This window comes from Dyadobacter jiangsuensis (assembly GCF_003014695.1).
Classification (GTDB): domain Bacteria; phylum Bacteroidota; class Bacteroidia; order Cytophagales; family Spirosomataceae; genus Dyadobacter; species Dyadobacter jiangsuensis.
Genome location: NZ_PYAS01000001.1, coordinates 589128 through 613872, shown reverse-complemented (window position 1 = coordinate 613872; position 24745 = coordinate 589128). Strand labels below are relative to the sequence as shown.

Sequence of the window (24745 nt, the reverse complement as noted above, 5' to 3'; positions counted from 1 at the left end):
ATCAATGATGAATAGCCTGCTCCGCACCATCAGCTTCACCAAAAAGAGGCTGATGTTCGCCATCCAAATCATTTTGGCCGCGCTGTTGCCTTTCACAGCCCCGGCACATCCGATGCCCAATTCTGTGGTACTCCTCACAGTACATGAAAACCGCATCGATGCCGAGATTCAAATCCCGCTGAGCGAATTGGAAGCTGCAACGGGGCTACCTGTGAACGATCCGGAAATCGGGTCGGCGCAACGATTTGAGCAGCAACTGCGCGCCTATTTACTAACTCACACCCGTTTGCAGTCACCGAACGATCAATATTGGCGTGTAGAGGTTGGCACATTGTCCTTCACCAAAACGCAGAACACCATCAACGGCACTTACCGGGAACTGGTTGCGCACCTGCGCCTCGTTCCGCCCGCGGGCGCAGACACGCGGCGGTTCACGCTGCATTACGATGCGGTCCTGCATCAGGTGGCGACCCACAAAATCCTCGTATCTATAAGCCAGGATTGGGAAACCGGGCAGCTCGCCGAAGAAAACCCGGAGCAGGTAGGCGTTATCGAGCTGGATATCGTCAATAACAGGATATTACCGCTGGCTGTCAGTTTGCAACCGGGCAATGCCTGGACCGGCTTCTCCTCTATGGTAAAGCTTGGCATGCAGCATATCGCCGAAGGTACGGATCACCTGCTTTTTCTGCTGGTATTGCTGCTTCCCGCGCCATTGTTGTTTTCGCGCAGGCGTTGGGAAAGCTTCGGGGGCGTTCGTTACAGCCTGATGCATTTGCTGCGGATCGTTACGGCATTCACTGTCGGGCATTCGCTTACGTTGCTGCTGGGTGCGATGGGTTGGGTGCATTTGCCCATCCAACCGGTTGAAATCCTCATCGCAGTATCGATCCTCGTTTCGGCGCTCCATGCGTGGCGGCCGGTTTTCCCTGGCAAAGAAATATGGGTAGCCGCCGGCTTCGGCCTCGTACACGGGCTCGCGTTCGCGGATACGCTCGCGAACCTGTCGCTGAGCACCGGACGGATGGTACTCAGCATTCTGGGATTCAATGCGGGTATCGAGCTCATGCAGCTACTGATCATCGCGGTTACCATTCCTGCGCTCATCGCACTGAGCCGGCGGCCGGCCTATCGGCTGATACGCGTCGGCGGCGCGCTACTCGCCTCCGTGGCCGCCATTTTCTGGATCATCGAGCGCGCGGCGATGTGAATGCATTAATGCGCATTCAGCTTCGGCAGCGACTGCCACCAGGCAACCAGCTTCCCGCTTAGTTCTTTCGTGATTTTTGCCTCCGTTGCTTGAAGATTGGTCGTTTCGGCCGGATCTTTAACAATGTTGTAAAGTTCCGCTTTACTGCCGTCTGCATCCATCAGCAGCTTCCATTCGCCGGAGCGCACTGCGAGGCGTGGACTGCGGTCATTGCCTTTCGGGTAATTATAGGCAATATCGTTCCGCCCGTATTCCCAGAACATTTCCTTTTTTCGGAACGAAGGTTTGCCCAATAACATACCCGATCGGTCGAGGCCGTCGCCATGATAGCTTTCAGGGATCCTTACCCCTGCCAGCTTGGATAAAGTCGGCAAAAGGTCGGTCGCGTGCAGTTCTGATCGGTCGTCGGCTTTACCAGCAGGAATATGACCGGGCCAGCTAACGATGAAAGGCATTCGAATGCCCCCTTCATACAGCGACAGCTTCGATCCCCGGAAGCCTCCGCTCCGTGCACCGCCGAAAGTAGGGAGTGCACCATTGTCACTGGTGAAGATCACTATCGTATTCTCGGCCAGCCCAAGCGCTTTCAGGCCGTCGAGCAATCGCCCGATTTGCACATCATATTCTTTGAGAACACCCTTAAATGCGGCTTCCTCCTGCGGATTCATCGGAAATTTGCCGGTATACTCGGTTTCCACTTTGGGTACCCAGGGCGTATGCACGTCGTCGGGCCAGAGGTTGATGAAACACGGCTGACCTTTGTGCCGCTTCATAAAATCCAGCGTTTTGTCGACGAAGTATTGGGTGCGGCCCCACCTTTTAATGCTGTCTTTTTCCGACCAGATCCAGTTCGTAGCGGTAATCGCCGGGTCCGGCTCGGGGCTTTCGTAGGTGCTGGCATGCTCGTCGAAGCCATACTGCGCGAAGCCGGGCGCATTGGTCACGTCTCGCCCACCACCCATATGCCACTTGCCAAAATGCCCTGTGGCATAGCCCGCATTCTTGAAAAAACGGGCTATGGAAGGTGCTTCCGGAGTCAGGTAGTCAATCTGTTCCGCGTCCTTATTGTGCTTTCGGGTGTCCAGAAACGTGGTAAAGTTCCATTTTCCGGGTTGCATGCCGGTGAGAATGCTCGCCCGCGAGGGCGAACAGATCGGCGCGCCACTGTAATACTGCGTGAGTTTAAGACCGCCCGCCGCAAGGCGGTCGATATTTGGCGTGGGAACAAAACGTCCGCCATAGGCACCGATATCCCCGTAACCCATGTCGTCGGTGAGGATTACGATGATGTTCGGCGGCGATTGCGCCGCCTTCCGCTGGGCAACAGCAGGCAGCAAACTGAATAGCAGTACAATACAAACTAATGACCTGACTAATCTGGTTCGTCTCATAAGATGGCATATAGCAGTAAATTCCCCGGAACAGCCAGCATAAGCACTCCGGGGGTTGGTCCAAGTTTGCTAATATACCAAATCCATAGAATAGGACAGATTAATTTAAAGATCTTACTCGCTTCTCAAACTTTTGACCGGGTTCATCAGCGCTGCTCGAATGCTTTGGAAACTCACCGTAAACAATGCAATGGCGATCGACAGCATACCGGCCAGCAAGAACACCCACCATTGGATGTCGGTATGATAGGCAAAGTCCTGTAACCAGTTTTTCATGCCATACCATGCAATCGGCGATGCAATGAGGATGGCCACAACGACCGGTTTGAGGAAATCCTTTGAGAGCAGCCCCACAATGCTGGGTACCGAAGCGCCCAGCACCTTTCTCACGCCGATTTCCTTCGTCCGAAGCTCGGCCATGAACATCGAAAGCCCCAGCAAGCCCATGCAGGAAATGAGGATCGCAATGCCCGCGAATATGCCGAACAACAGCTGTTGGGTTTGCTCCCGGGCATAAAGCTTGCCAAAGCGCTGGTCGAGGAATTCGTATTGGAACGGCACATCCGGGAAACGACTCTTCCACACCGAGCCCAGGTGAGCCAATGCGCCCTGAATATCCTTGCCCGCCACCTGCACGGATACGCGCCCGAGGCGGCCCGGCTGGTAGAACATCACGATAGGCGCCACTTTCTGATGCAGCGATTCGAAATGGTAATCGGCCGTCACACCAATGATTTGTCCCCGCATTTCACCATAACCAAAACGGTTACCAATGGCCTCCTCCGGGTTTTTCCAGCCCAGCAAACGGGCGGCAGTTGCATTGAGGATAAACCCGTTGGTGCGGTCGGTCGGGTATTGACGGGAGAAATTCCGACCTGCGGCCATTCGGATCTGGTACGCGGGAATGAAATCCTCGTCCACGGAAAGCGACTTGATATTGATTTGCGTAGGCGCCATCGAATCGCCTTTCATGACGTACGCATCCCACGAGTCGAGCAGCCGGCCCGACGGTATGCGTGACGAACGCCCTACTTCCCGAACCCCTGCATGTTCCTTGAACCGCTGGCGGATCGCCTCGACATTCATCGTCGAGTCATCGGGCATACTAAACGTGATCACCTGGTCTTTGGCATACCCCAGCTTATAATTCTGTATAAAGCGCATCTGGTTGTAAACGACGGCCGTGCTGATGATCAGCGTGACGGCGATCGCAAATTGGGCCACCACGAGCGTCTGCCGTAGCTTGCCGTTTTTAAGAGCGGATGCAATCTTGCCCTTCAATACCGCGATTGGCTGAAAACCCGTCATGAAGAATGCCGGATAACTCCCGGCTACCAGTCCTGTGAAGATCGTAATACCCAGCAAAATCGCCAGGAATGCAGGGTCCAGCAATGCCGAAACAGAAAGCTGTTTCTGGGTGAAATTATTAAATAACGGCAGGCATAATACCATGGCCACAAAGGCAATCACGACCGAAATTGCGACCAGTACCACCGATTCGCTCAGAAACTGGTTCACGAGCTGCGTGCGCACCGCGCCGATCACCTTGCGCATGCCCACCTCTTTCGCACGCGTGGCAGATTTGGCGGTTGCGAGGTTCATATAATTGATGCAGGCGATCAGCAAAATGAAAATCGCAATCGCCGAAAACAGATATACATATTGAATATCCCCGTTCGCTTCGATTTCGGAATCCAGGTGAGAGCGCAGGTGAATATCGGTGAGTTTCGTGAGCGTCAGCACGGAATATTTCGACGCCTTGGGATCGATGTGCTTGTTCTGGAATGCCGGAAAAGCGGCGGCCAGCTTTTGTGCATCATAATGTTTCGGCAAGAGCAGGAATGTCGAGAAAGAATTGTTGCCCCAGTTGGTACGAAGCCCCTCGGCGCCGTAAATACGATCGTCGTTCAGGGTGGAAAAGGAAACCAGGAAATTAGGGTGAAAATGCGATTGCGCGGGAAGCGGCTCGAAAACACCCGTTACGGTATAGTCGAACTGGTTGTCGAGCCGGACCACTTTCCCGACAGGATCTTCATTCCCGAAGTACTTCTCCGCCATAGGCTTCGAAAACATAATCGAAAAAGGGTTTTCGAGTGCCTTATCGGGGTTTCCCTGGTCTACTTTAAAAGTAAATACCTTGAAAATATTCGCCTCGGCGGCAAACATTTGGTCCTCCGAAAAGCGCTTCTCGCCATATTTTACCAACGCCCCGGTTTCCAGCAAGCGTACGACCTGTTCAACCTGCGGGAAGTCCTGCTTCACGAGCGGGCCAAAAGGCGGTGCCGCATGTCCGAGCCGCAGCGATTCCGTACCGTCGTTGGCCAGGAAGGTGCGGTTCAGCCGGTAAATACGATCGGCATGTTCGTGAAACCGGTCGTAGGCCAGCTCGTCCTTCACATATAACGCGAGCAGCAAAAAGCAGGTCAATCCCAACGAAACGCCGGAAATATTGATGAAACTGAAAGCCTTGTGCTTTGTCAGGTTCCGGAAGGCGATTTTCAGATAATTCCTAAACATATTGTCTGTATTTGGGCCTGGCAGGGCGCGGGAGAAAAGGATCGGTTGTGGTGAAACGCTAATAAATGCATGCCATTTCAATAATACATTGAAATTCAAAACATTAACCAAAACATCCTGTCCGAAAACGGACGCCCTCGTCCGTCGCTGCACGGCCTTCATGAATTGAAAACGGACAGCCCCGTTCGCTTCCGAACATCGCATTAACTTTAAAATGCACTGTGTATCAAAAAGTTACAAACTGGCATGATACTTGAACCAGCACGTTCATCTAATCAGCCATATTGTATGAAAAACAAATTCCTCACGCTCATCCTGTTCTCTAACCTACTGACCCATATACTTTTTGCTCAAACCACCCCTCTTCCCCGACGCATCGACTCCCTGATGCAGGCAGCGCACCGCATCGGTGTCTTCAATGGAAATGTGATGGTAGTAAACAAAGGCCAGACCATCTACAAAGCCGCGGTAGGGTTCGCGGACGGAAGCCGGCAATACCCGCTGACCATGCAAAAACGGTTCGATATCGGCTCCATTGCCAAAGAATTCAACGGCATATCGATCATGCTTCTCGCTGAAAAAGGCAAGCTCTCTGTAACCGACCCCATTCGCAAATACCTGCCCGAGCTTCCCGCCTGGGCCGACAGCATTCGTATTTCGCACCTGCTGAGTTATACCAGCGGGCTCCCCGCCGGCGCTATGAATAGCAATCGGGATGTCCGGAATGAGCTTCTTTCGCTCAAAAACCTCGCTAACGCACCGGGGAAAGCATACATATACAGCTATTCGAACGTGTACCTGCAACAGCGGATCGTCGAGCAGGTTTCGGGTTTGAAATACCAGGTATTTGTAGAAAAAAATATCCTGAAACCGCTCCAAATGAAGCATACCGTGATGGACTTGCCTTTAAACGACACCACAATGGCAATCGCTTTCAACAACAAGTTTATCAATGAAAAGCCCCGCGAAACGACCTCCGGCTGGCCCCGGCTAACGACCGAGGACCTCTATCGGTTCATTGCGGCGGTTGATAGCTACAAACTCGTCAGGAAAACGGCTATCCAACAGCTTTCCGAGCATTTCGGCGAAGGTGAAAGCAGCCTGGGCGAGGCAAGATTCGAAAATGGCGAGCTGGTCTGGCATCAGCACCACGGATCCAATTTCAATTACGAAGCATTGATCACACACGACCTGAAAAACGACCGGTTCGTGATCCTGACGACCAGTAACCAGAATTTCAAAGTGAGGCAGCTCACGACGGCAATCCTCTCGATCCTCGACGATAAGCCTTACATCGTGCCCAAACGCTCGCTATACCTCGAACTCCGCGAGGAAATGCTTACTGATTTCGATGCGGGCGTTGCATTTTACCGCACAGCCACTGAGACAAAAAAAGACGTTTACGACCTTTCGTTCCCGATCGGCGACCTTGTCAATACCGGCAAATTCCTCATGCGCCGCAACCGCATCGACGACGCGATCAGGGTGTTCACGCTTGGTCTCCTGCTGGATTTACAGGATAAGGACTATGCCATCGCCTGCCAGTTCATCGCCGAAGCGTATAAACAGCAGGGTAAGAACGATATGGCGGTTTTATATGCACAGCGGGCCGTCCGGAAAGATCCCGACAACAAAATTGCCCGCTCCATGCTGGACCAGGCAGCCGCACGCGGCAAAAATCAGTAGCAGAAAGCCGCCGGTTGTTTGTACCCGCGCAAACCTTTGAACCAGGCGTAAAGTACCTGGAAGAATTTAGGCGGAGTGCGCATTGTCCGCTGCTTCCGTACAGCAGGTTGGAGACTTTGGGAGTTCCCGGCACCAGGGCCTTGCGAGGCAGAGGCTGCTACCAGAATGTCCAGCGCTCCATTGGTGAGCGCGTAAATGTCTTCGTGAAGTTCATCGAGCAGGTTGGCTGCCCGTCCGCGAAGATGGTGCCGGTCGGCGATTTGAAGGGTGGTTTTGACGGCGAAGTCGTAAATTTCCTGCGAAAGCTGGTCGCAAAGCTCGCACATATCCGCCCTTCGTTCGGGCAGGACAATGTTTCTGGCTTTCATTTCCTGGATTTTACGCTCGGTTTTCGCGACCAATTCGGCGCGGATTTCATTCAAATTCATGTTATGGGTGCTGTTAGAGGAGTATTCAAGAACGCATAAACGCTCTCAGAAATATTATCAATATTTTAATAGAATCAAAGGTTTTAATTTTTTTCTAATCTCTATTGGTCGGCACTGACCCCGGTATCCCCTACTTTTAATGCTCATCATTAAATCAGGGAATGTTTATAGGCTACTTGCCACACGGGGCGGAAGATACTTTTTTAGAAAAACTTCAGATGGCGGGATGCCATCAAATCATCAGAGAAACGGAAGCCGGCGGCAGGTCCGGCCTATCGGAAATAATCAATGGGTTGAACGAAGGCGATGTGCTTATACTGTGCCACAGCAGCCATGCCGGAACGGAAACAGATTTCCTGCAATTACTGGTACAGGTGGGCACCCGATCCGCCCATTTTGTTTCCATAGACGAAGACTTCGATACGCTGCGGGACACCACCCATCACTACGCGGAAACCTCCCGTTAAAGCCATATTGTAAACAGCGCTGTGGCATCGCATATCATTTGCGATGGCTATACCGGTTGCAGCAGCGTCGGCAAGGCCTGACTGTGCCCGTCGACCGCCCGCAAGAGAAAATACATAAAAGTCATTTCATACGCTTCATATGACGGTTCATCTGAGTGAACGTAGGCGCCCCCGCTGCTCCGCCCTACTTTTGTCTCATTCAAAACGATTAATATCAGCCATGAAATTGAAACGTATACTTTTTGCGACCGTTCCGCTCGACGGCCATTTCAGCCCGCTTACCGGCCTGGCCATTCACCTCAAACAGCTCGGGCACGACGTGCGCTGGTACGTGGGCGGGCATTATGGCGCGCGCGTCACGAAGCTCGGGCTCGTCCATTACCCGAGTGTCAAAGCCCCGGTGATCAACCAGGAGAATATGGACGAGCTGTTCCCGGAACGAAAAAAGATCAAAAACCCGATCGCCCGCGCCCGGTTCGATGTAAAACACACTTTCCTAAGTCCGATTCCAGGGTATGTTGATGATCTTGTGAAAGTACACGAAGAATGGCCGTTCGATCTGATCGTTTACGACCTGGCGTGCCTGGGTGCATTGTTTGTGCAGGAATTGCTGGCCATCAAAGGGGTGGCCGTGGGTGTGCTGCCTTTGTTTGAAAGCGAGTTGAACCTGCCCTCGGACGATCCCGAACAGAATGTCCTGGCAAGATCGGTGGTACGCTGGGCAAAACGTGCCAAGATCCATTTTCAGTTTAACATGATCATGAAGCCGTGCAGTGTGCTGTTCAACGAACTCCGCGCCCGCTACGGCCTGCCGCAGGAGCCGGGGTTCATGTTCGACGCGGTGTTCCGGAATGCCAGTCTGTACCTGCAAAGCGGCGTGCCGGGTTTCGACTATCCGCACAGAAAACTGAGCCCGAATGTCCGGTTTGTCGGACCATTGCTGCCCAACAAACCGAACGCCAAAGCGTCATTTGCGCAGGCTGATACTACTTTAAAATACAAGCGGGTTATCCTGGCCACGCAGGGCACATTTGAGCGTAATGTCGAAAAGATTATCGTTCCAACGCTCGAAGCCTACAAAAATGATCCGGAAACGATGGTGATCGTCACCACCGGCGGCTCGGGTACCGGGGCATTGCGCCAGCGTTATCCGCAAACACATTTCCTCATCGAGGATTTCATCGATTATGACGCTGTGATGCCCTACGCGAGCGTGTACGTAACGAACGGGGGTTACGGAGGCGTGATGCTCGCCCTGCAACACCGGCTGCCGATCGTGGTTGCGGGGGTGTACGAGGGCAAAGACGACATCGCGGCACGTGTGCAGTTCAACGGCGTCGGAATAGACCTGAAAACCGAAACGCCCGGGGCCGCCCAGATTCGGCGGGCCGTAGCAACGGTATTGTCCGATCACAAATACCGTCGCCAGGCACAGCAGCTCAGTGAAGAGTTCAAAAGTTATCCGGCCAATCAAATAGCAAGCCGGTATATTGGAGAATTGGTTTGAAACCTGATTACCGGGAAGCTGACACTTCTTCTTTCCGCGGTACGCCCATGATCAGCTTTTCAATCGAAGCCATTTTAGCATCCATCGCTTCCAGTTTGGCTTTCAGCTGATCATTTTCTTCCTGCAATTGCCGGGTACGTTTTTCCAGCGCCTGGATAGCCGCCATATTCACGCCGTCGATGTCGGAGGAATTGATCGTCGTATCGTTCCCGATGCCGTCCAGCCCGAATGCGGCATAGAAATCCTGGGCCATCGGGCCCACGTGCCGGGTGGTTGCAGGCTGGCTTTTGTAGTTCCAGCTGGTAAGCGGCAACTGCGCCACTTTACTGAGGATATTTTCGGTATTCAATACTTCGAAATTCTCTTTTTTGCGCCTGTCGCTGACCGCACTCCACGATCCTCCGCCGGCAGTAATCTCGACGCCGCTTGTAAGGCCCTGGTTGGTGAACACACGTGCCCCGCCCGCAAAACGCATGGTGAGCTGGTTGTTGGCGGTACTATATGCGCTGTCGGAGCTGAAACCGGCGCTTCCGTCGCTGATCACGATGGAACCCTGGTGTCTTACCCGCGCATTCTTGCCCAGTGCGACTGAGAAATTCCCCCGCGCGCTGTTTTGCAGACCGATAGCCACCGCAAATGCCCCGTTCGCAATGGAAGGTCCGATTACTACGGAAGCCAAACCGCCTGCGATGGACGAGGGGCCCAGGGCAAGGGCATCGTCACTGGTAGCCTGCGCACCACTTCCTATTGCAACGGCCCCAACACCGCTCGCCGTGCCGTTGAATGCCAGTGACCTGTCTGCCGCAGCTGTGCCGTTATTCCCGAGCGCCACCGACTCATCGCCGGATGCGGTAGTCGCCAGACCCACGGAGAAAGAATGATCGCCAGAAGCACGGGTATTCTGGCCGGCCGCAAACGAGTAATTCCCAATGTTGGCTCTATTCCAATAGGTGCTCCCGAAAGAGCCCACCTGACCTACCCGAAATGCGGCCTTATCCACATACCACATCATACGGCGCCCTTCGCCTTCAACGGGTGTGGGTTTGGCTCCTGAAACATCACCGGGAGCGGCGAAAACAACGCTGCTGTCCGCCACGTCCAATCCGGCCCGGGGTGTGGTGGTACCGATACCGACCTGGGCATGGGCATAAAAAGATGCTGCAACAAAAAGGGAAGTAATGACGATTCGCTTCATATCAAAAGGATCAAGGGAGAGACATTTATTCAACAACCAGCTTGTGATTTACCACACCCTGGCTAGTGACTACTTTAAGAAGGTACATTCCCGAAGCAACGCCATTCAGGTTAACTTGTACGGAGCCATCGGACAATGAGGAAGTACGTACAGACATCTCCCGACCCAGCATATCCCAAAGGCTGACCGCATTCGCAGGAATGCCCGATGAAACAGTCACCGAACTCGCTTTCCGCGCTGGATTGGGGTATACGCCCGCATACTGGCCCGCGCCGCGAGGTTGCAGGGCAACTGCTCTCGATAAGCTGAATGTACCGTCCAGGTCAACGGAGCGGAGCCGGTAGTAAACAGTTTGCAGCTGGCTTCCAAACGAACGGTCTGTAAAATTGTAGCGTTGCAGGGCATTACTGTTACCGGCCGCAGCCACTGTACCGATTTTCTCGAATCTCCGCGCATCGAGGCTTCGCTCTACTTCAAAATGGGAGGCATTCTCTTCGCTGGTGGTCTGCCATTCAACGAATGCATTCTTTTCAACCACCTTCGCATTGAAACTGACCAGCGTAACGGGCAATCCGGCCTCCGGGACAGCACCGAGTGTGAAAGGGCTCCACGACGATATTACCTCGCTCGTTACAAAGCCGGCGGTCAGCGTTCCGGTCACATTGTGCCCTTCGTTGAGCCAGTTACCACCCGTAAGGTGCGCAACGCTGAAAACATTCGGGTTTTCGGATATGGTGATCGACGGATTCTTGTAGTCGTCATAAGTAATAATAACCTTGCCCGTTGCGGTGCCTTTCGGCGCAAGATCCCAATACTCCTGGTTGTTATAGGCTTCCAGCGCAATGGAAGAAGCCCCCGTCGTAGTGAACGTACCTGTTCCCGCATCTCCGTCGAAATAACGAACGCTCATACCGGCGCTATTGTCAGTCAGGTCGAGGGTAATGGGCTGGTATCTCACGCCATCGCCGACAGGGTACACAAAACTACCTGTTCCGTTTTTGACCACGTAGCCCTTCACGTGTCGTGCATCGGACACACCCACCACGGCGGCGGTATCCCCTATGATCAATGCGGCTACGTCGTTGGTCGCGTCCACGAGTCCGTTAGTGAAAGTAGCCCTACCGCCTACCTTGATACTGTTATCCAGCACAATACCCGCCGGATTATCGATATTCAACAGGCGGGTAAAATAAGGCTGGGTACCACTCACGGTTTGCGTAGCGGCGCCATCCAGCGTCAATGCCCCGGTATCCGCTTCCGTCATGGCCTGGTTGTTGACCAGGTTACCGGAAACAAAAATGTTGCCGTTATTGGTAAAAGAGCCTCCACCCAGTTCCAGGTTGCCCTTCACTTGTAAAATACCGCCCTTGACGGTCACGGTCCCGCCGGCGCTGGACAAGCCCTGCGCAGCGGCGCTACCGCCGAGCCCGGCAAGGACCGCCAGAATATATATTGGTTTCATTTGGAATAGATTTGGTTAAAAACAGAGAGTTGAAGAGGACCAACGTGCGAGGACCAGAACCTGCCTTAGCCCGCGATTACACGTCGGCGGGCCAGTAACAAGCTTCCCGCCAGCCCCAATATCAGCAATCCGAGGCCTGCGAAGCCCATCCAGGAATTGCCGCTATTGTCCTTCATTTGCTGGCGAAGTGCCGCATTATCCGCTTTCAGATTTTCCAGTTCTGCGGCGAGGTTACGGGTGCGCTCTTCCAATGCTTTGATACCGGCCAAGGCCACACCATCGGCATCCACGGTACCGATGCTTCGATTGTCGCTACCAAGCCCAAACGCCGCGTAAAAGTCTTGCGCCATAGGCCCAATGTGCCTGACACTATCTACCTCTGTCTTATAGCTCCAACTCGTAACAGGGAGTTTCCGGAGTTTTTCGAGAATTTGTTCGTTGGATATCTGTTCAAACCGGTGTTTACGGTTCACATCCGATGCATTCGTCCATACCCCGCCGGTTGACAGCATGGCCCCCGTCGATGTAGAAATAACCGCATTGGCTTGCCCCCAGTTACTCACCGAAGCGCCGCTCTGGAACGTCATACCGGTGCTGAGGTTGGATGCGGTAAATATCCGGAACCCGCCACTCACCCTCCAATTGGCCGAGTGATTCACTCCGGCCCGGATCGTATCCACTGTGGACCTGTCTCCGAAAACAAAGCTTCCCTGCCGTGCATTGGTATGTGAATGATAGCCCAATGCGACCGAGGCCGCTCCACTTGCCGTCGCATGCTCCCCCGCAGCGAATGAGGATTGTTGTGCAGCCACAGATCTTAAACCAAAGGCAGTTGCATTGGATGCCGAAGCCCGCACATCCTGACCCATTGCAACGGAATAGTCGCCGATATTGGCGGCCGTCCACTGCGCACCGGACACGCCTCCTGAGCGAAAGGCGGCCTTCGCCGGGTACCACATCATGCGCGTCCCGACCTCTTCGATCGGTATGGCAACGCCTGATGCGTCTCCATCATATACCCCGCCCAACAGAAACGCTCCGTCTTGAAAAATGATCATGTTCTTGTTTTGGGAAGCGTCACGCCCTACCATGAGCGTGTCCGTCTTTTGCGCGTATACGCTCACCGGTACAAGTAGAGCGCAAACAAGAGGTTTAATGGCAGGTCGCCAGGAAAATGGCTTTGACAGTTTTCTTGCGGAAAACACATTGGTAAAAGTTGGATTCATAAGAGAGATAGAATTAGGTGCTGTTATAAATAATACAACTAATTCCAAAAATACGACTACATAAACAAAATATTTACTACTCCGAAACAATCTCATTTGTAGAAAATGTTAGCGGCCGTATTTCATCACTCCAAAGCCGCCGAAAGCCAGTCCGGCCTGCCGTAAAACATCTTTGTAACTAACTGGTTATCAAACAATATTCAACATGAGGATTCATTTCAAAACCGTTTAATAACTATTTACAAAAAAGCGCCGCGGGAATGGGTCCCGCGGCGCTTTTACATCAGCTATTTTATTCAATCACTGCGCAAACTTACGCTGCTTGGTTTCTGTCTCAGTCGGAAAATCGGCTGGAATAGGAATATCCACTTTACCGGTTGCCGCCCATTGGCTGCCGCGTTGCAGGCAGGTAACGAAGCCCACACATTCCACGGAGTAGTCGGCATGGCCCAGCGCCATATGGAAAATGCGGCCCTTACCGTAGCGGAGGACAATCAGCATGGGTTCGTTGCGGTCGGTGCCGTTATTGGTCTTAGGCGAAAATGCCGTGGCGAGGATCTGCATATGCTCGGCCGGGCCGCGGAGGCGATCGTACAACTCGTCGCGGCTGTGCAGCCAGTTCGCAGGCATACCCTTCGTAATCGGGTGGTTAGGTTCACGAACGGTGATCTTGAACTCCATCTGCGCACCGTGCGAACCGGCTTTGCCCGGCTGCATATCGCGCACCTCTTTGCCGCTCTGGTCGTAATACACGTACGGGCCGTCCTTTTCGGTTCGGTCACCCCAGCCGCCCAGGCCGATCATCTGGTTGTAAGCAGGCCATTGCGGGAATGAGTTATTGGCCGCGTGGATGACCACCAGTCCGCCTCCGTTTTTCATGAATTTTTCAAAATCCTTCTGAGCATCCGCTGTCCACGGCGCGGCGTTCCAGCCGAAGTTGCAGATCACGACATCGTAGTTCGAGAATTTGGGATGAAATGCGGAATCCATTTTAGGCTGCTTCAATGCCTCGGTCTGCGGTCCGTTTTTAACCGGGTACTCCTGTGCGAGCTTGTCGCCCTGCCAGGTGTAGCGCGTACGCTGGATGTCCACGGCGAATTTTTTACTGTCTTCCAGATAGTACTTCATCATGGCGGTGATCTTCGGCCATTGCTCGTGGTTGTTCTGCCCATCCACAATGAGCACTTTCAGCGGCGACTTCTGGGCAAATGACGAAACCGAAGCGGCCCCCGCACTTAGTAATGCGAGCAGGAAAATCAGGAATTTGTTATTGAATGTCATAAATAGACGGGTTATGGGATATTGCGACCGGCCAAGTTAAATGAATGTGCGTTTCAAACCAAGCGCGCTACCGCCCCATTACCGGCAGGCCGCTTGGGACGCTCTCGGGAATAGACTTATCGAAGGAGTCGTCATTGAGCGTATTCAAAAACTCTACAATTCGTGAAATATCCTTGAAATTAACGTCCATATGCGTTGCCAGCGGATCGACCTGCCCTTCTTTGACGTTCGGGTTCAGCAGCTTGCCGCCTGCGATATCTTCGTAAAACATCAGCACCTGGTCGAGGGTCGCAAACTTCCCGCTATGCATATACGGCCCCGTGAACCGGAGATTACGCAGCGTCGGCGTCCTGAATGCGTATTTTTTATCGGCACCCGAATCGCTCTCTTTCCGGTTTTCGGTATCGGGTACGCCCAGGGTATGGAGTTTGAAATCCGAGAACATCGGGCCGGAGTGGCATTTGGCACAACCTGTTACCAGGAATGCATTCATTCCCTCCTTTTCACCGGTGGACAACGCATTACTGTCGCCCCGCATGTACTGGTCGAAACGGGTGTTTGTAGCCACAAGCGTGCGCTCATAGGCCGCAATGGCGCGGGCTAGGTTCAACTGGCTGACGGGCGACGGGTCCTTCGGAAAGGCCACTGCAAACAGCGTCCGGTATTCAGGAATGCGCGATAGCCTGGCTATTACCTCATCGAGGATGCCATTTTCGTGGTAACCATTTCCACGCATTTCCTCCAACGTTTTGATAGGCTCCAACGCCTGCTGTTCGAGCCCTTTGGCCCGCATGTCCCAAAACATCGGCGCGGAAGCCGGGTCGTATGGTTCGTTATTTTTAAGGCCATTGAACGCTGTATTCAGCACGCTCTGGGAATTCCTTTTAACAAACGGAATATCGTTCGGATCCACGAACCGGCGGCTCTGCCCACGACCGACACCATTGACGCCGATAGAGGTTTCCAGAAACTCCGCGTAATTGAATTCGGGTTGATGACAGGTAGCGCAAGCCACGTCCTTGTTCCCGGAAAGTACCGGATCGAAGAACAGGACCCTGCCCAATGCAACTTTTTCCGGTGTCGACGGATTATCGGCCGGGTCGGCAACCGTGAGCGGCAGCGCCCCCAGGTCCGCGATGGTTTCAACGCGCGCGGCTTCCTTTTCCGAGGCCTCATTTTGCTCCCCGCCACAGGCAAAAAGCATAGTGGCGGCGCTCACCGTTAAAATACAATTCCTTAACACTTCAATCGATACTCCTGCCATTCCAAATCTGATATCTCAACTCAAAACTCACCCATATAAGGCAAGCCGGATCTGAAATTTACCATTCACATGGCATGAATAACTATGATGCAGGTCATACCGTCACATTTTAATCCGCCCGCGGCGGTCGGCGGGAACTTAACCGCCTCCCATTTCATTTGATTTGTATAATACGCAAAGCCGCCATGCATACCGAAACGCTGCAACAGTTCTACGAACGAACAAAACAACCGATGCCGGCAGAGTTGGCCTCACAGGCGAACGTGAGCCATTTCAATGTAAAACAGCGCACCTGCCTGAACAGGATGACGCCCTACAACCGGCGCGACTATTACAAGATATGCATGATCATCGGGGACGGTATGCACCTGGCAGGCGGCAAGGAAACGCCTATCGAAGGCGCCGGCATTATATTTTCAAACCCCGGCGTCCCCTCGTCCTACCACGCGATTTCGGAATCGCAAACCGGGTTTTACTGCCTTTTCAACGACACATTCCTGTTAAACAGCGTCCGGCAAGAGATTCGCTACCGGAGCGCATTGTTTAACCCTGCCATTCAGGCAGTAATCCCACTCGACGTCCCCGGCCAGGAGCGGTTTCGGCACCTTTTCAGCGAGATGGAGAGCTTATTATCAACCACATACACTTACCGGTTCGATATGATCAGAAGCCTGCTGCAAATGCTCATCCTGGAAGGCATCCGCTTACAGGGGCCCGTCGCGAGCGAAAACAGCAACGACCGGCTGATCTCCCGTTTCTTCGGATTGCTTAACCAGCAATTCCCCGTCGATTCACCCGAAAATCCTTTGAGATTGCTCACTCCCGCCGCCTACGCTGATCAGTTGAGTATCCATGTCAACTATCTCAATAATGTCCTCAAAAAGTCTACCGGAAAAACTACCCGGGAAATCATCCACGAGCGCATTGTGGAAGAAGCTAAAACATTGCTACTGAACACCGACTGGGACGCCGCCCAAATCGCCTACACCCTCGGGTTCGAGTACCCTTCCCATTTCAACAAGTATTTCAAGCAAAACACCCAAACCACTCCCCTGCTTTTCCGTGAGCAACTCCGGCAAAGCCATTGACATTTGTTTTGTATAATCATTGGTTTGATTCATATTACCTGCGCGTTTGCTTGCTGCCCTACCTTTGGTGCATTAATAGCAAGCATATGAAAACACTTAAAGAATCCAATAAAGCCGTCAGCACCGTCCTGGCCCTCGCCCTGATCCCGATCACCGGCTTTGCCCTCGACGTGTTCATCCCCTCGCTTCCGGCCATGAGTGCCCGGTTGCACGCTACGCCCGAGGCGGTTCAGCTGTGTATCTCCATTTTTCTCGCGACCTATGGCGTCAGCCAGTTGCTCGTTGGCGGATTACTGGATAGCTACGGCCGTTTCTGGCCTAACATTTTCGCGCTGGCCGGTTTCAGCGCCGCCAGTTTCGTGATTGCCGATACCGAAAGCCTGCAAATGATCTACGTAATGCGGGCGGTTCAGGGCGTAATGTCAGCGGTGATCGTCGTCAGTAAGCGGTCGTTCTTTTTCGATCTTTTTGAAGGCGATAAATTAAAACATTACACCAGCCTTTTTTCCGTGATCTGGTCGGCGGCACCGATCATCGCCCCCTTCCTGGGCGGTTACCTGCAAACCCATTTCGGCTGGCAATCCAACTTCTACTTTCTGGGCTTCTTCGGCTTAACTTTCCTGGTGCTGGAACTCGTGTTCAGTGGCGAAACCATCGCCTCCAAAGCGCCACTGCGGCTAACGACCATCAGCAATGCCTACCGCTCCATGCTCGGGACCTGGGATTTTACCTCCGGCCTCCTCATTCTCGGATTATCTTATGCGGTACTGATGATTTATAATATGTCGAGCCCGTTCCTGATCGAAGAAGTGATGCATTACCCCGCGACGGTAACGGGCAACTGCTCCATGATTTCGGGCCTTGCCATGCTGGGCGGAAGCCTGCTATCCAAAGCACTCATATCCAAGCCATTTTACAAAAGATTATTCACGGCGGCCGTCGCGCAGCTGGCGGTATCCGGAGTGCTTATTTTGCTTACAATACAGTTGCACAACCTGTACACGCTCATGGTGTATGTGATTTTGCTGCACTCGGCATCGGGTTTTATTTTCAACGGCATGCTCGCCTATTGCCTCACCCGCTTTTCACAATTCGGCGGCCTGGCCAGCGGCCTCACCGGCGGCGGCTACATTCTTTCGACCTCGGCATTCAGTTACCTCGTTGTTAAAACCATCCGGATCGACAGCCAGGTTTGGCTCGGGGCAGGCTATGCGGTGCTGATTATAGCTGTGCTGACGCTCATCATCCGCACGAAATGGATCGAACGCGGCGCTAAAACCGAGGTTTTGGAAGAGCGGGATGCCACATTGATTCTGGAATAAAACCGGGGCGGAGTAACTGGCATTGGCAGTCGGGAATGCTGTCAGTTACCCGTTTCCCCGCCCTCATTTTCTTTCAGGAAGTCGATCGCGATCCGGCAAAGCATATCACCTTTCAATTCCGGCATTTCGTGCCCGATGTGAGGATAAACACACAACTGCCCATTTTTAAGCAGCCGGTACATTTCGATACTGTGTTCCAAACGGATCATATCCCGGTCGCCTCGAATGACCAGTACCGGAACTGCAATGCTGGAAAGCTTTTCATCCGGCACCTTGATTTCCCTCGCCCACATTTTCTGATTATCCTCCCAAAATTTGACCCATTTATCGGGCTGAGGGTTCATTTTTTGATAATTAGCCAGCCAGTCCTTATCTTCCTTTACCGCTTCTACCGTATATTCTTTTAATAAGTCACGCCCTTCCTGCGTCAATCCGGCTGATTTCGAATTGGAAGCGCCGCTTATTACCTGTCTCACCTTGTCGGGCCTGTCCGCGCCGAGCAAGAGTGCTGTGTTGCCGCCCATGCTCCATCCCATTACGTAAACACTATCCAGTTTCAGCTGGTCGATGAGTGCGGAGCCGTAATCCGCCAATAATGCCCCGCTCAGGCTATCGGCCTGTTCCGAACGGCCGTGCCCGGGCGCATCATACGCGATAACCCGGAAATGCCTTGATAACTCCGGGATAATAGCCCCGAGGTTTTCAATGGATCCCAAACCCTGATGCAGCAACAGCAGCGGAACCCCGTTCCCGTATTCTTCATAATATACCCGTGTATTCCTGATCGTCAGATATTTCCCATTGTTGGAACCGTATTTAACGGGCATCTCCGCATTTTCCGCTGGTTTGCAGCCGAAAAACGCAATGCAAGTGATTATCGAGTACAAAAACTGTTTCATAGCGACCGTATTTAAGTAACCTATACGCAAACCGACGCGCTTCTGAGGCAGCTTTCAAAAAAGCACCTCGCAGCTCCCGACGGCAGTTGACGGATATTAGCATGACAGTCCGGCTCTCCCGTGCTGCGCGCGGGGGCAGCACGCACGGGCATACGTATACGCATAAGGCGTCATTTCAAGGCATTAGCTATCATTGGCTGATCACGAGCGGAGCCAAATGCCCCACGGAGAAATTATGTAGAGCGGCCCATTGGGTACCGTCATTATTATACGATTTTTGCCAATTCTCCCACCACAAAAACGCACCTTCCAAAGCCCCGCGAGCCGAAGAACCCCGGCAGTCTGCACGTTCATCCGGAAGGCCATCACACTTTTGCATACCACAACATGAGGCACCGGGAAAAAGCCAATCCGAATGATGAAACACTAGTCACCGGCAGTGTACCTCGCGTGCTGAAACGAGCTCGGAAATATCCTCACAGCCTCTCAGGTGCGCAATGAGGCCACAAAAGCCTTGTATTCACAGACCAGATACTCCCCCCGAAAAAGTACTACAATGCGAATGACTCGGCGAGGCCTTTTGCGCCGGAAGTTTTCGCGTGTGCACCTTACCACCATCGCCCAAAAAGATTAAAAATAAATTAGAAAAATAACAATCCCCCTTGCTGTAATTCTTATATTTTTTTGATCTTTATGACGTCTCAATAAAAGAAGACGGCTCAATCCCTAACAAACGTAAAGCATGTCCCCTATCAACAATTTACTTCCTAGCCTGTTACCGCCATTCCGGCCCAAATACAGGCATATCTTATGCAACACAAGTAACTGGCGGTTTCCAGAATAACCCTCCAACTCCCGGCCAGAACTGCCTATTTTCCTCTTTTTGGAGCAGCAACTATTTTTTTGACCGATAACCGTCATTCGGTTACAACCATGGTTAATCCGTGTGTGTCTCGTGTTTGCTATATCCTGTCGGAAGAGAGAACATAGTCGGCAATCAGGCCGTGCAGGAAATATCCGACACCAGGTGTATCAGGGAATAATAACTCAGGATTATTGATGGATTCCGCTCCGGCAACATCGCTCATTATCGCAACTTATAATTGGGCGGATGCGCTGCATTGCAGCCTTTTGAGTGTTATCAGGCAAAAAACCTTACCTACGGAGGTGGTCATCGCCGACGACGGTTCAGACGACCGGACGAAAGCGGTGATACGCAAAATGCAGGAAGTATTTCCTGTGCCCATAATTCATGCCTGGCACGAAGACCAGGGCTTCCGCAAAAGCCAGATCCTTAACAAGGCGATCGGACAATGCTCGGGCTCATACGTGATCCAGGTGGATGGCGATGTACTGCTGCATTCCTCTTTCATCCAGGATCATTTGGCTGCGGCGGAGCACGGGGCTTTCATACGCGGTACCCGTGCGCGCCTCACACCCGCAAAAACCAATGAATTGCTCCGAAACGCCGGAACGAACGTCGGCTTCTTTTCAAAAGGAGTTTATAACCGGTTCAATGCCTTACGGTTGCCCTTGCTGCAAACGCTCGGCCAGCGGAAGGAAATGAATTGCAGGAGTGTCCGCGGCAGCAACCTCGCCTATTGGAAAGACGATTTCCTCCGCGTGAACGGATATAACAATGAGCTCAGCGGATGGGGCCACGAAGACGAAGAATTGGCCGCGCGCTTCATCAACAACAACATTATCAAGAAAATCGTGAAACTGGGCGCAGTACAGTACCACCTGCATCACGACGAATTGCCCCGGTCGAACGAGCCCGTTCATCGCCAGATTATCCAACATACCCTGCTAACAAAAGTCAAAAGATGCCTTAATGGATATGAAAACCTTCTCTAAAAGCTCGCTGATTATTTCCACCTACAATTGGCCGGAAGCACTGCGGCTTTGTTTGCTCAGTGTGTTGGAGCAGTCGGTATTGCCCGACGAGGTGATTGTTGCCGACGACGGCTCGACCGGGCAAACCGCGGACGTCATCGAAGCCATGAGGCCCCTGTTTCCGGTGAGACTCATTCACGTCTGGCAGGAAGATAATGGCTTTCAACTATCCAAAATCCGGAACAAGGCCATTGCCATGAGCTCCTGCGACTATATTATCCAGATCGACGGCGACCTCATTCTGCACAGGCATTTTATCAAAGACCACCTCACATTAAGCAAACGCGGCTCCTTTGTGGCAGGAAGCAGGGTATTGATGACCAAAGAGCTCTCCGAGAAAATGCTGGACCGCCGGCAGGCTCGGGTAACGCCGTTCCAGTCGGGCCTTGGCAATTTCACGAACCGGTTCAGCGTCGCCTGGTTGAGCAGGTATATGGCAGATCGCTATAAAACGCACGATATTTACGCATTGCGGGGTTGCAATATGGCATTCTGGCGGGAAGACTTGCTCCGTGTCAATGGCTACAACGAAGTTTTTCATGGTTGGGGCCGAGAAGACAACGAAATTGCCGTGCGACTCCTCAACTCCGGTGTCAGGAAACGCGCCGCCAAATTCGGTGGGGTTGTGTTCCATATTTATCACCCCGAAGTGGACCGTGCCCGCTGCCCAAAAAATGAAGCTTATCTTACCGAGGCATTGCTGAACAAAACCGTGTATTGCCGCGAGGGGGTTCATCAATATCTTGCTCATGTCGAGCCGGTTGGACTGGCAGAGAGAGAATTTGCGCTTTAATGCATGATTAGCACCCCATTGATCTCCGTCATCCTGGTGACTTACAATGCAGAAAAGTTTTTGCAGAGATGCCTCGACAGCATCTACGACCAGCAGTATCTCCCTATCGAAGTCATCGTCATGGATGGCGGTAGCACCGACGGCACGCCTGCCATCCTTCGCAGAAATGACGACAAACTTGCCTTCTGGAAAAGTGAAAAAGACGGCGGCATTTACGAAGCGATGAACAAAGCCCTCGACCACGCAAAGGGGCAATGGATTTATTTCATCGGCGCCGACGATATACTGACGCCCGAGTTCTCGCGAATGGCCAAAGAGCTTACCGACTCTCATGCCATCTACTACGGCAGTGTAATCAAAGCCGGCCGAAAGTATCTTGGTGAAATGCAGGACTATAAGCAAGCGAAAACGGGCATCAACCACCAGGCGATCATTTACCCGGCAGGGGTATTCTCCGTGCGCAGGTACGATACGCGTTACCGCATCTCAGCCGACCACGTGTTCAATATGCAATGCCACAGCGACAAGCATTACCACTTCACTTTCAGGGATTTTAACATTGCCATTTTCAATGATACGGGCATATCATCGCTGCAAAAAGACCGCATTTTTGAAAAGGAAAAAGCCGGATTGATTTTGAAGCATTTCGGTCCGGCCATTTATCTGAGGTTTTTATTCAAGAGGCTGAAAGAACGGCTTTTCAACCATTAAGAAGTTTCCAGCATCACCATTCCGGCATTCCGGTCGGCTACAATTTTGGGCGGCAGGCCGAGTTGCTTCGCCGCCATGCGGTTGCGCCACTTTCGTTTTGGAATCAATTTAATCAGCATCAAGACGAGCCGGTTAAAACCCAGCTGCGATGCATTGCTTTTCTCCTTTACCAGCAACTGTTTCATCTCAGTCAGGTATTGACCGCGTTGATTGTAGCTCTTCTGGTTTTCGCTCCGGAAACGGAAGCCTCCCAGCATGAACGACGTAGTATACAAGCGTTCATGCCTGAAAAAACGGAGCCAAAGTTCAAAATCGGCCGCTAATGCATAATTCTGATCAATAAAACCGCCCGCTTTTTCCCATAGACTGCGCCGCCAGAAGACCGATTCCTGCTGAATGAACCCGCCGTCGGATAATTGCAGCCGCAACCGCGACCAGCGCTGGCCATACAGGAGGTCGTCGTAGAGAAAAGGCCTTCCCGCTTCATCGAAAAAAGTATTGGCGCCCATGATCCATTTTACATCCGTAAACCGGTTGAAAATCTCGGCTACGGTAAAAAGGGATTGAGCATGGTACATATCATCGGCATTGAGCCAGGCCATAATGTCGCCCGAAGACCGACCGAAGCCCTTTTGCAGGGCATCGTACAAACCCTTATCCGCCTCGCTCACCCACCAGGCGAGCTGGTGCTCATACTTCCGGATGATATCCACCGAGCCGTCCGTGCTGCCGCCATCGACAATGATGTATTCCAGATTGGGATACCCCTGCCCCAGCACCGAAAGAATGGTACTTTCCAGGTATTTCGCCTGGTTGAACGAGGGAGTCACAATGGTAATTTTCGGCAGCATATGCAATGCAAAATACTCTTTAACAACCCATTAAGAAAGCGAAAACTCATACTGCCGGGGCTCCTGCACGCATTCCTCTTGCTCAAACGGCTCGGATGCGAGTACCATCAGAATAGATTCGTCGGTGAGTTCAAGCATCTCGTGCCGGTCTTCCGGCGCCAGCAGCAGGCATTGGTCAGCCGAATTAAGGATAAAATGCTGCTCTTCGCTGCCGGTATGGTTGGAGATAAGGCAGCTCCCTTTCAGACAAATCACCGCCTGTTTCATACGCTGGCGCTTTGTACCGGTTTTGAAATGATCAGGACCATTAACGTAAAAAATACGTTTGATTTCGAACGGAATTACGCGCTCGATCACGGTCAGGCTCCCGCGGGTGTCCGTAATGGTTTTTAGATTGATTAAACGAGCCAAGGGGTGTTTACGATTTAGATTAGGTTAATGCATTCCTTTTTGTATAATTCTTATAGCGCCCCCGCAACCCGAACTGTATACGTCGCGACAGACTGACTCGGATCCATTTCAGGACCATCGGCTGCTCATGGAAAACAGCCGCAGGATCAACCCGCAGGATCTGGGATTCCGCGGAAGAGAGTGCTTTGATATAAGTACTGTACACGAGCCGGATCATACTTTCCGGGAGACGATATTGTTCGGCGGTGAGGCGGAAACTCTTGTCGATGCAGTACCGGAAGTCGTGGAAATGATAGAACACGAGCGGCACCTTTTCCGTATTCGTTCTCTGCACATACAGTTGCCCATTTTCGTTTTCACAAGTATAATCAATGGCATTCCAGGGCGCCACGCCCCCGCCCGGATGTGCGAGCACGTGTACGCCCGCGAAGCGCTCCGTCCAGTCATCAAGGTATTTCTGGTCCCCGAATTTGCCGTCCTCGAAGCGTGCATAACACCATTCCAGGCAGGCGTTCATCCACCACGCCAGCACCGCAAGCCCTTCCTCCGTATTCCTGAAAGTGACAAACTGCACGCAATAGATGCCGCTGTTTTCCGACTGATCATATTGCGCCGCATACCGGTGCGCGGTGATCAATACCGATTTTTCGCCCATCTCGTCCGTCAGGACTTTCGGATCGGTAAAAAACAGGAGATCGGCGTCGAGATAGGTGCAATGATCCAACGAAAACGCATGAATACAATGCCAGATCGTGAAAGAGGTACAAGTCCAGCAATACTCCCCTGCCGTGCGGCTGCTTTTTACCGCGAGCAGTTCGGGGGTTTCAAATTCGTGCAGCGAAATAATTGTCGCATTCACTAAATTAAGCCGGCGCAGCAAGGCGTCGCAAGCATCGTCGAATGCGAAAATATACAAGTGAAAATCACCCCCTTGCCGGAGCAGCGAATTGTACATCGCCAATCCCCGCGAGAGGTAGCCCGAATTAAAAAGGGTACAAAAATTCTGCATTAAAGTATGTTAGGGGTAGAAGAGGGTAACTTCTACTACAAATATCAAAGATAAATTGCGAATGTAGCTATCCCTTCGGTTGGTAAAATAATATATAACTGATCATTTTTTTCATAACAAGGTTGTAAATG

At 52.4% G+C, this 24745-nt stretch carries 21 protein-coding genes; 9 read left to right on the top strand and 12 right to left on the bottom strand.

Annotated features, from left to right (window positions below):
• Positions 1 to 4: 4 nt before the first annotated feature.
• A complete protein-coding gene (locus CLV60_RS02295; protein WP_229210776.1) occupies positions 5 to 1210 on the top strand; it encodes a HupE/UreJ family protein in 1206 nt (401 codons plus the stop codon).
• Positions 1211 to 1215: 5 nt separating this feature from the next.
• On the opposite strand, the gene CLV60_RS02290 is transcribed toward CLV60_RS02295, so the two are convergent.
• A complete protein-coding gene (locus CLV60_RS02290) occupies positions 1216 to 2601 on the bottom strand; it encodes a sulfatase-like hydrolase/transferase (RefSeq protein WP_106593748.1) in 1386 nt (461 codons plus the stop codon).
• 114 nt (positions 2602 to 2715) lie between these two features.
• Positions 2716 to 5118 carry an ABC transporter permease gene (locus CLV60_RS02285; protein WP_106593945.1) on the bottom strand — a complete coding sequence of 801 codons (2403 nt, stop codon included), beginning with the start codon at positions 5116 to 5118 and terminating at the stop codon, positions 2716 to 2718.
• Positions 5119 to 5406: 288 nt separating this feature from the next.
• On the opposite strand from CLV60_RS02285, the gene CLV60_RS02280 reads away from it, so the two are divergent.
• On the top strand, positions 5407 to 6804 hold the full coding sequence (locus tag CLV60_RS02280; protein ID WP_170118696.1) for a serine hydrolase domain-containing protein: 1398 nt from the start codon (positions 5407 to 5409) through the stop codon (positions 6802 to 6804).
• Here CLV60_RS02280 and CLV60_RS02275 read toward each other — a convergent pair.
• A complete protein-coding gene (locus CLV60_RS02275; RefSeq protein WP_106593746.1) occupies positions 6798 to 7232 on the bottom strand; it encodes a hypothetical protein in 435 nt (144 codons plus the stop codon). The two genes, CLV60_RS02280 and CLV60_RS02275, sit on opposite strands and share 7 nt — an antisense overlap.
• Positions 7233 to 7393: 161 nt before the next feature.
• Here CLV60_RS02275 and CLV60_RS02270 point away from each other — a divergent pair, with 161 nt between their 5' ends.
• Together CLV60_RS02270 and CLV60_RS02265 are read left to right on the top strand one after the other, a co-directional pair.
• Entirely contained in the window at positions 7394 to 7699 is a 306-nt protein-coding gene (locus CLV60_RS02270) for a recombinase family protein (protein ID WP_106593745.1), read from the top strand.
• Positions 7700 to 7919: 220 nt separating this feature from the next.
• On the top strand, positions 7920 to 9206 hold the full coding sequence (locus tag CLV60_RS02265; RefSeq protein ID WP_106593744.1) for a glycosyltransferase: 1287 nt from the start codon (positions 7920 to 7922) through the stop codon (positions 9204 to 9206).
• Between the two features lie 7 nt (positions 9207 to 9213).
• Here CLV60_RS02265 and CLV60_RS02260 read toward each other — a convergent pair whose 3' ends face one another.
• From CLV60_RS02260 to CLV60_RS02240, 5 genes are all read right to left on the bottom strand, one after another.
• Positions 9214 to 10401, bottom strand: a complete 1188-nt coding sequence (locus CLV60_RS02260; RefSeq protein ID WP_106593743.1) for a tail fiber domain-containing protein — start codon at positions 10399 to 10401, stop codon at positions 9214 to 9216.
• 25 nt (positions 10402 to 10426) lie between these two features.
• Complete coding sequence (locus CLV60_RS02255) at positions 10427 to 11863, bottom strand: T9SS type A sorting domain-containing protein (RefSeq protein ID WP_106593742.1); 1437 nt, start codon at positions 11861 to 11863, stop codon at positions 10427 to 10429.
• Between the two features lie 65 nt (positions 11864 to 11928).
• Positions 11929 to 12921, bottom strand: coding sequence for a tail fiber domain-containing protein (locus tag CLV60_RS02250; RefSeq protein WP_170118695.1), 993 nt, complete (start codon positions 12919 to 12921; stop codon positions 11929 to 11931).
• Positions 12922 to 13389: 468 nt separating this feature from the next.
• Positions 13390 to 14370: a ThuA domain-containing protein gene (locus tag CLV60_RS02245; protein WP_106593740.1), complete on the bottom strand. Its 981-nt coding sequence runs from the start codon at positions 14368 to 14370 to the stop codon at positions 13390 to 13392.
• A 67-nt stretch (positions 14371 to 14437) separates the two neighbouring features.
• Positions 14438 to 15574 (bottom strand): cytochrome-c peroxidase, encoded by a 1137-nt coding sequence (locus tag CLV60_RS02240; RefSeq protein ID WP_229210775.1) that lies wholly within the window; start codon positions 15572 to 15574, stop codon positions 14438 to 14440.
• Between the two features lie 245 nt (positions 15575 to 15819).
• Between CLV60_RS02240 and CLV60_RS02235 the strand changes: the two genes are divergently transcribed.
• Both CLV60_RS02235 and CLV60_RS02230 read left to right on the top strand, forming a co-directional pair.
• Positions 15820 to 16722, top strand: coding sequence for a helix-turn-helix domain-containing protein (locus CLV60_RS02235; protein ID WP_106593738.1), 903 nt, complete (start codon positions 15820 to 15822; stop codon positions 16720 to 16722).
• A gap of 86 nt (positions 16723 to 16808) precedes the next feature.
• Positions 16809 to 18044: an MFS transporter gene (locus CLV60_RS02230; RefSeq protein ID WP_106593944.1), complete on the top strand. Its 1236-nt coding sequence runs from the start codon at positions 16809 to 16811 to the stop codon at positions 18042 to 18044.
• A gap of 41 nt (positions 18045 to 18085) precedes the next feature.
• Here CLV60_RS02230 and CLV60_RS02225 read toward each other — a convergent pair whose 3' ends face one another.
• Positions 18086 to 18943, bottom strand: a complete 858-nt coding sequence (locus CLV60_RS02225) for an alpha/beta fold hydrolase (RefSeq protein WP_106593737.1) — start codon at positions 18941 to 18943, stop codon at positions 18086 to 18088.
• A 1059-nt stretch (positions 18944 to 20002) separates the two neighbouring features.
• Here CLV60_RS02225 and CLV60_RS02220 point away from each other — a divergent pair.
• The 3 genes from CLV60_RS02220 to CLV60_RS02210 are packed head-to-tail and all read left to right on the top strand — an operon-like array spanning position 20003 to position 22343.
• A complete protein-coding gene (locus CLV60_RS02220) occupies positions 20003 to 20800 on the top strand; it encodes a glycosyltransferase family 2 protein (protein WP_106593736.1) in 798 nt (265 codons plus the stop codon).
• Positions 20784 to 21632 carry a glycosyltransferase family 2 protein gene (locus tag CLV60_RS02215; RefSeq protein WP_106593943.1) on the top strand — a complete coding sequence of 283 codons (849 nt, stop codon included), beginning with the start codon at positions 20784 to 20786 and terminating at the stop codon, positions 21630 to 21632. Before CLV60_RS02220 ends, CLV60_RS02215 begins: the two co-directional genes overlap by 17 nt.
• Positions 21633 to 21635: 3 nt before the next feature.
• Positions 21636 to 22343, top strand: a complete 708-nt coding sequence (locus CLV60_RS02210) for a glycosyltransferase family 2 protein (protein ID WP_106593735.1) — start codon at positions 21636 to 21638, stop codon at positions 22341 to 22343.
• On the opposite strand, the gene CLV60_RS02205 is transcribed toward CLV60_RS02210, so the two are convergent.
• From CLV60_RS02205 to CLV60_RS02195, 3 genes are read right to left on the bottom strand one after another with little or no spacing between them, the layout of a single operon-like run.
• Positions 22340 to 23194 carry a glycosyltransferase family 2 protein gene (locus CLV60_RS02205; RefSeq protein WP_106593734.1) on the bottom strand — a complete coding sequence of 285 codons (855 nt, stop codon included), beginning with the start codon at positions 23192 to 23194 and terminating at the stop codon, positions 22340 to 22342. The genes CLV60_RS02210 and CLV60_RS02205 overlap by 4 nt on opposite strands.
• Before the next feature lie 30 nt (positions 23195 to 23224).
• Positions 23225 to 23605 carry a sugar 3,4-ketoisomerase gene (locus CLV60_RS02200; protein ID WP_106593733.1) on the bottom strand — a complete coding sequence of 127 codons (381 nt, stop codon included), beginning with the start codon at positions 23603 to 23605 and terminating at the stop codon, positions 23225 to 23227.
• A 19-nt stretch (positions 23606 to 23624) separates the two neighbouring features.
• Entirely contained in the window at positions 23625 to 24614 is a 990-nt protein-coding gene (locus CLV60_RS02195) for a glycosyl transferase (RefSeq protein ID WP_170118694.1), read from the bottom strand.
• Between the last annotated feature and the right edge of the window lie 131 nt (positions 24615 to 24745).

Bases quoted from the DNA above. Each gene is read 5' to 3' on its own strand.
- CLV60_RS02245 (WP_106593740.1), bottom strand. From the start codon at position 14,370: ATGACATTCAATAACAAATTCCTGATTTTCCTGCTCGCATTACTAAGT.
- CLV60_RS02240 (WP_229210775.1), bottom strand. From the start codon at position 15,574: ATGCTTTTTGCCTGTGGCGGGGAGCAAAATGAGGCCTCGGAAAAGGAA.
- CLV60_RS02250 (WP_170118695.1), bottom strand. From the start codon at position 12,921: ATGATCATTTTTCAAGACGGAGCGTTTCTGTTGGGCGGGGTATATGAT.
- CLV60_RS02280 (WP_170118696.1), top strand. From the start codon at position 5,407: ATGAAAAACAAATTCCTCACGCTCATCCTGTTCTCTAACCTACTGACC.
- CLV60_RS02295 (WP_229210776.1), top strand. From the start codon at position 5: ATGATGAATAGCCTGCTCCGCACCATCAGCTTCACCAAAAAGAGGCTG.
- CLV60_RS02210 (WP_106593735.1), top strand. From the start codon at position 21,636: ATGATTAGCACCCCATTGATCTCCGTCATCCTGGTGACTTACAATGCA.
- CLV60_RS02215 (WP_106593943.1), top strand. From the start codon at position 20,784: ATGAAAACCTTCTCTAAAAGCTCGCTGATTATTTCCACCTACAATTGG.
- CLV60_RS02230 (WP_106593944.1), top strand. From the start codon at position 16,809: ATGAAAACACTTAAAGAATCCAATAAAGCCGTCAGCACCGTCCTGGCC.
- CLV60_RS02290 (WP_106593748.1), bottom strand. From the start codon at position 2,601: ATGAGACGAACCAGATTAGTCAGGTCATTAGTTTGTATTGTACTGCTA.
- CLV60_RS02265 (WP_106593744.1), top strand. From the start codon at position 7,920: ATGAAATTGAAACGTATACTTTTTGCGACCGTTCCGCTCGACGGCCAT.
- CLV60_RS02220 (WP_106593736.1), top strand. From the start codon at position 20,003: ATGGATTCCGCTCCGGCAACATCGCTCATTATCGCAACTTATAATTGG.
- CLV60_RS02195 (WP_170118694.1), bottom strand. From the start codon at position 24,614: ATGCAGAATTTTTGTACCCTTTTTAATTCGGGCTACCTCTCGCGGGGA.
- CLV60_RS02235 (WP_106593738.1), top strand. From the start codon at position 15,820: ATGCATACCGAAACGCTGCAACAGTTCTACGAACGAACAAAACAACCG.
- CLV60_RS02255 (WP_106593742.1), bottom strand. From the start codon at position 11,863: ATGAAACCAATATATATTCTGGCGGTCCTTGCCGGGCTCGGCGGTAGC.
- CLV60_RS02225 (WP_106593737.1), bottom strand. From the start codon at position 18,943: ATGAAACAGTTTTTGTACTCGATAATCACTTGCATTGCGTTTTTCGGC.
- CLV60_RS02270 (WP_106593745.1), top strand. From the start codon at position 7,394: ATGTTTATAGGCTACTTGCCACACGGGGCGGAAGATACTTTTTTAGAA.
- CLV60_RS02285 (WP_106593945.1), bottom strand. From the start codon at position 5,118: ATGTTTAGGAATTATCTGAAAATCGCCTTCCGGAACCTGACAAAGCAC.
- CLV60_RS02275 (WP_106593746.1), bottom strand. From the start codon at position 7,232: ATGAATTTGAATGAAATCCGCGCCGAATTGGTCGCGAAAACCGAGCGT.
- CLV60_RS02260 (WP_106593743.1), bottom strand. From the start codon at position 10,401: ATGAAGCGAATCGTCATTACTTCCCTTTTTGTTGCAGCATCTTTTTAT.
- CLV60_RS02205 (WP_106593734.1), bottom strand. From the start codon at position 23,194: ATGCTGCCGAAAATTACCATTGTGACTCCCTCGTTCAACCAGGCGAAA.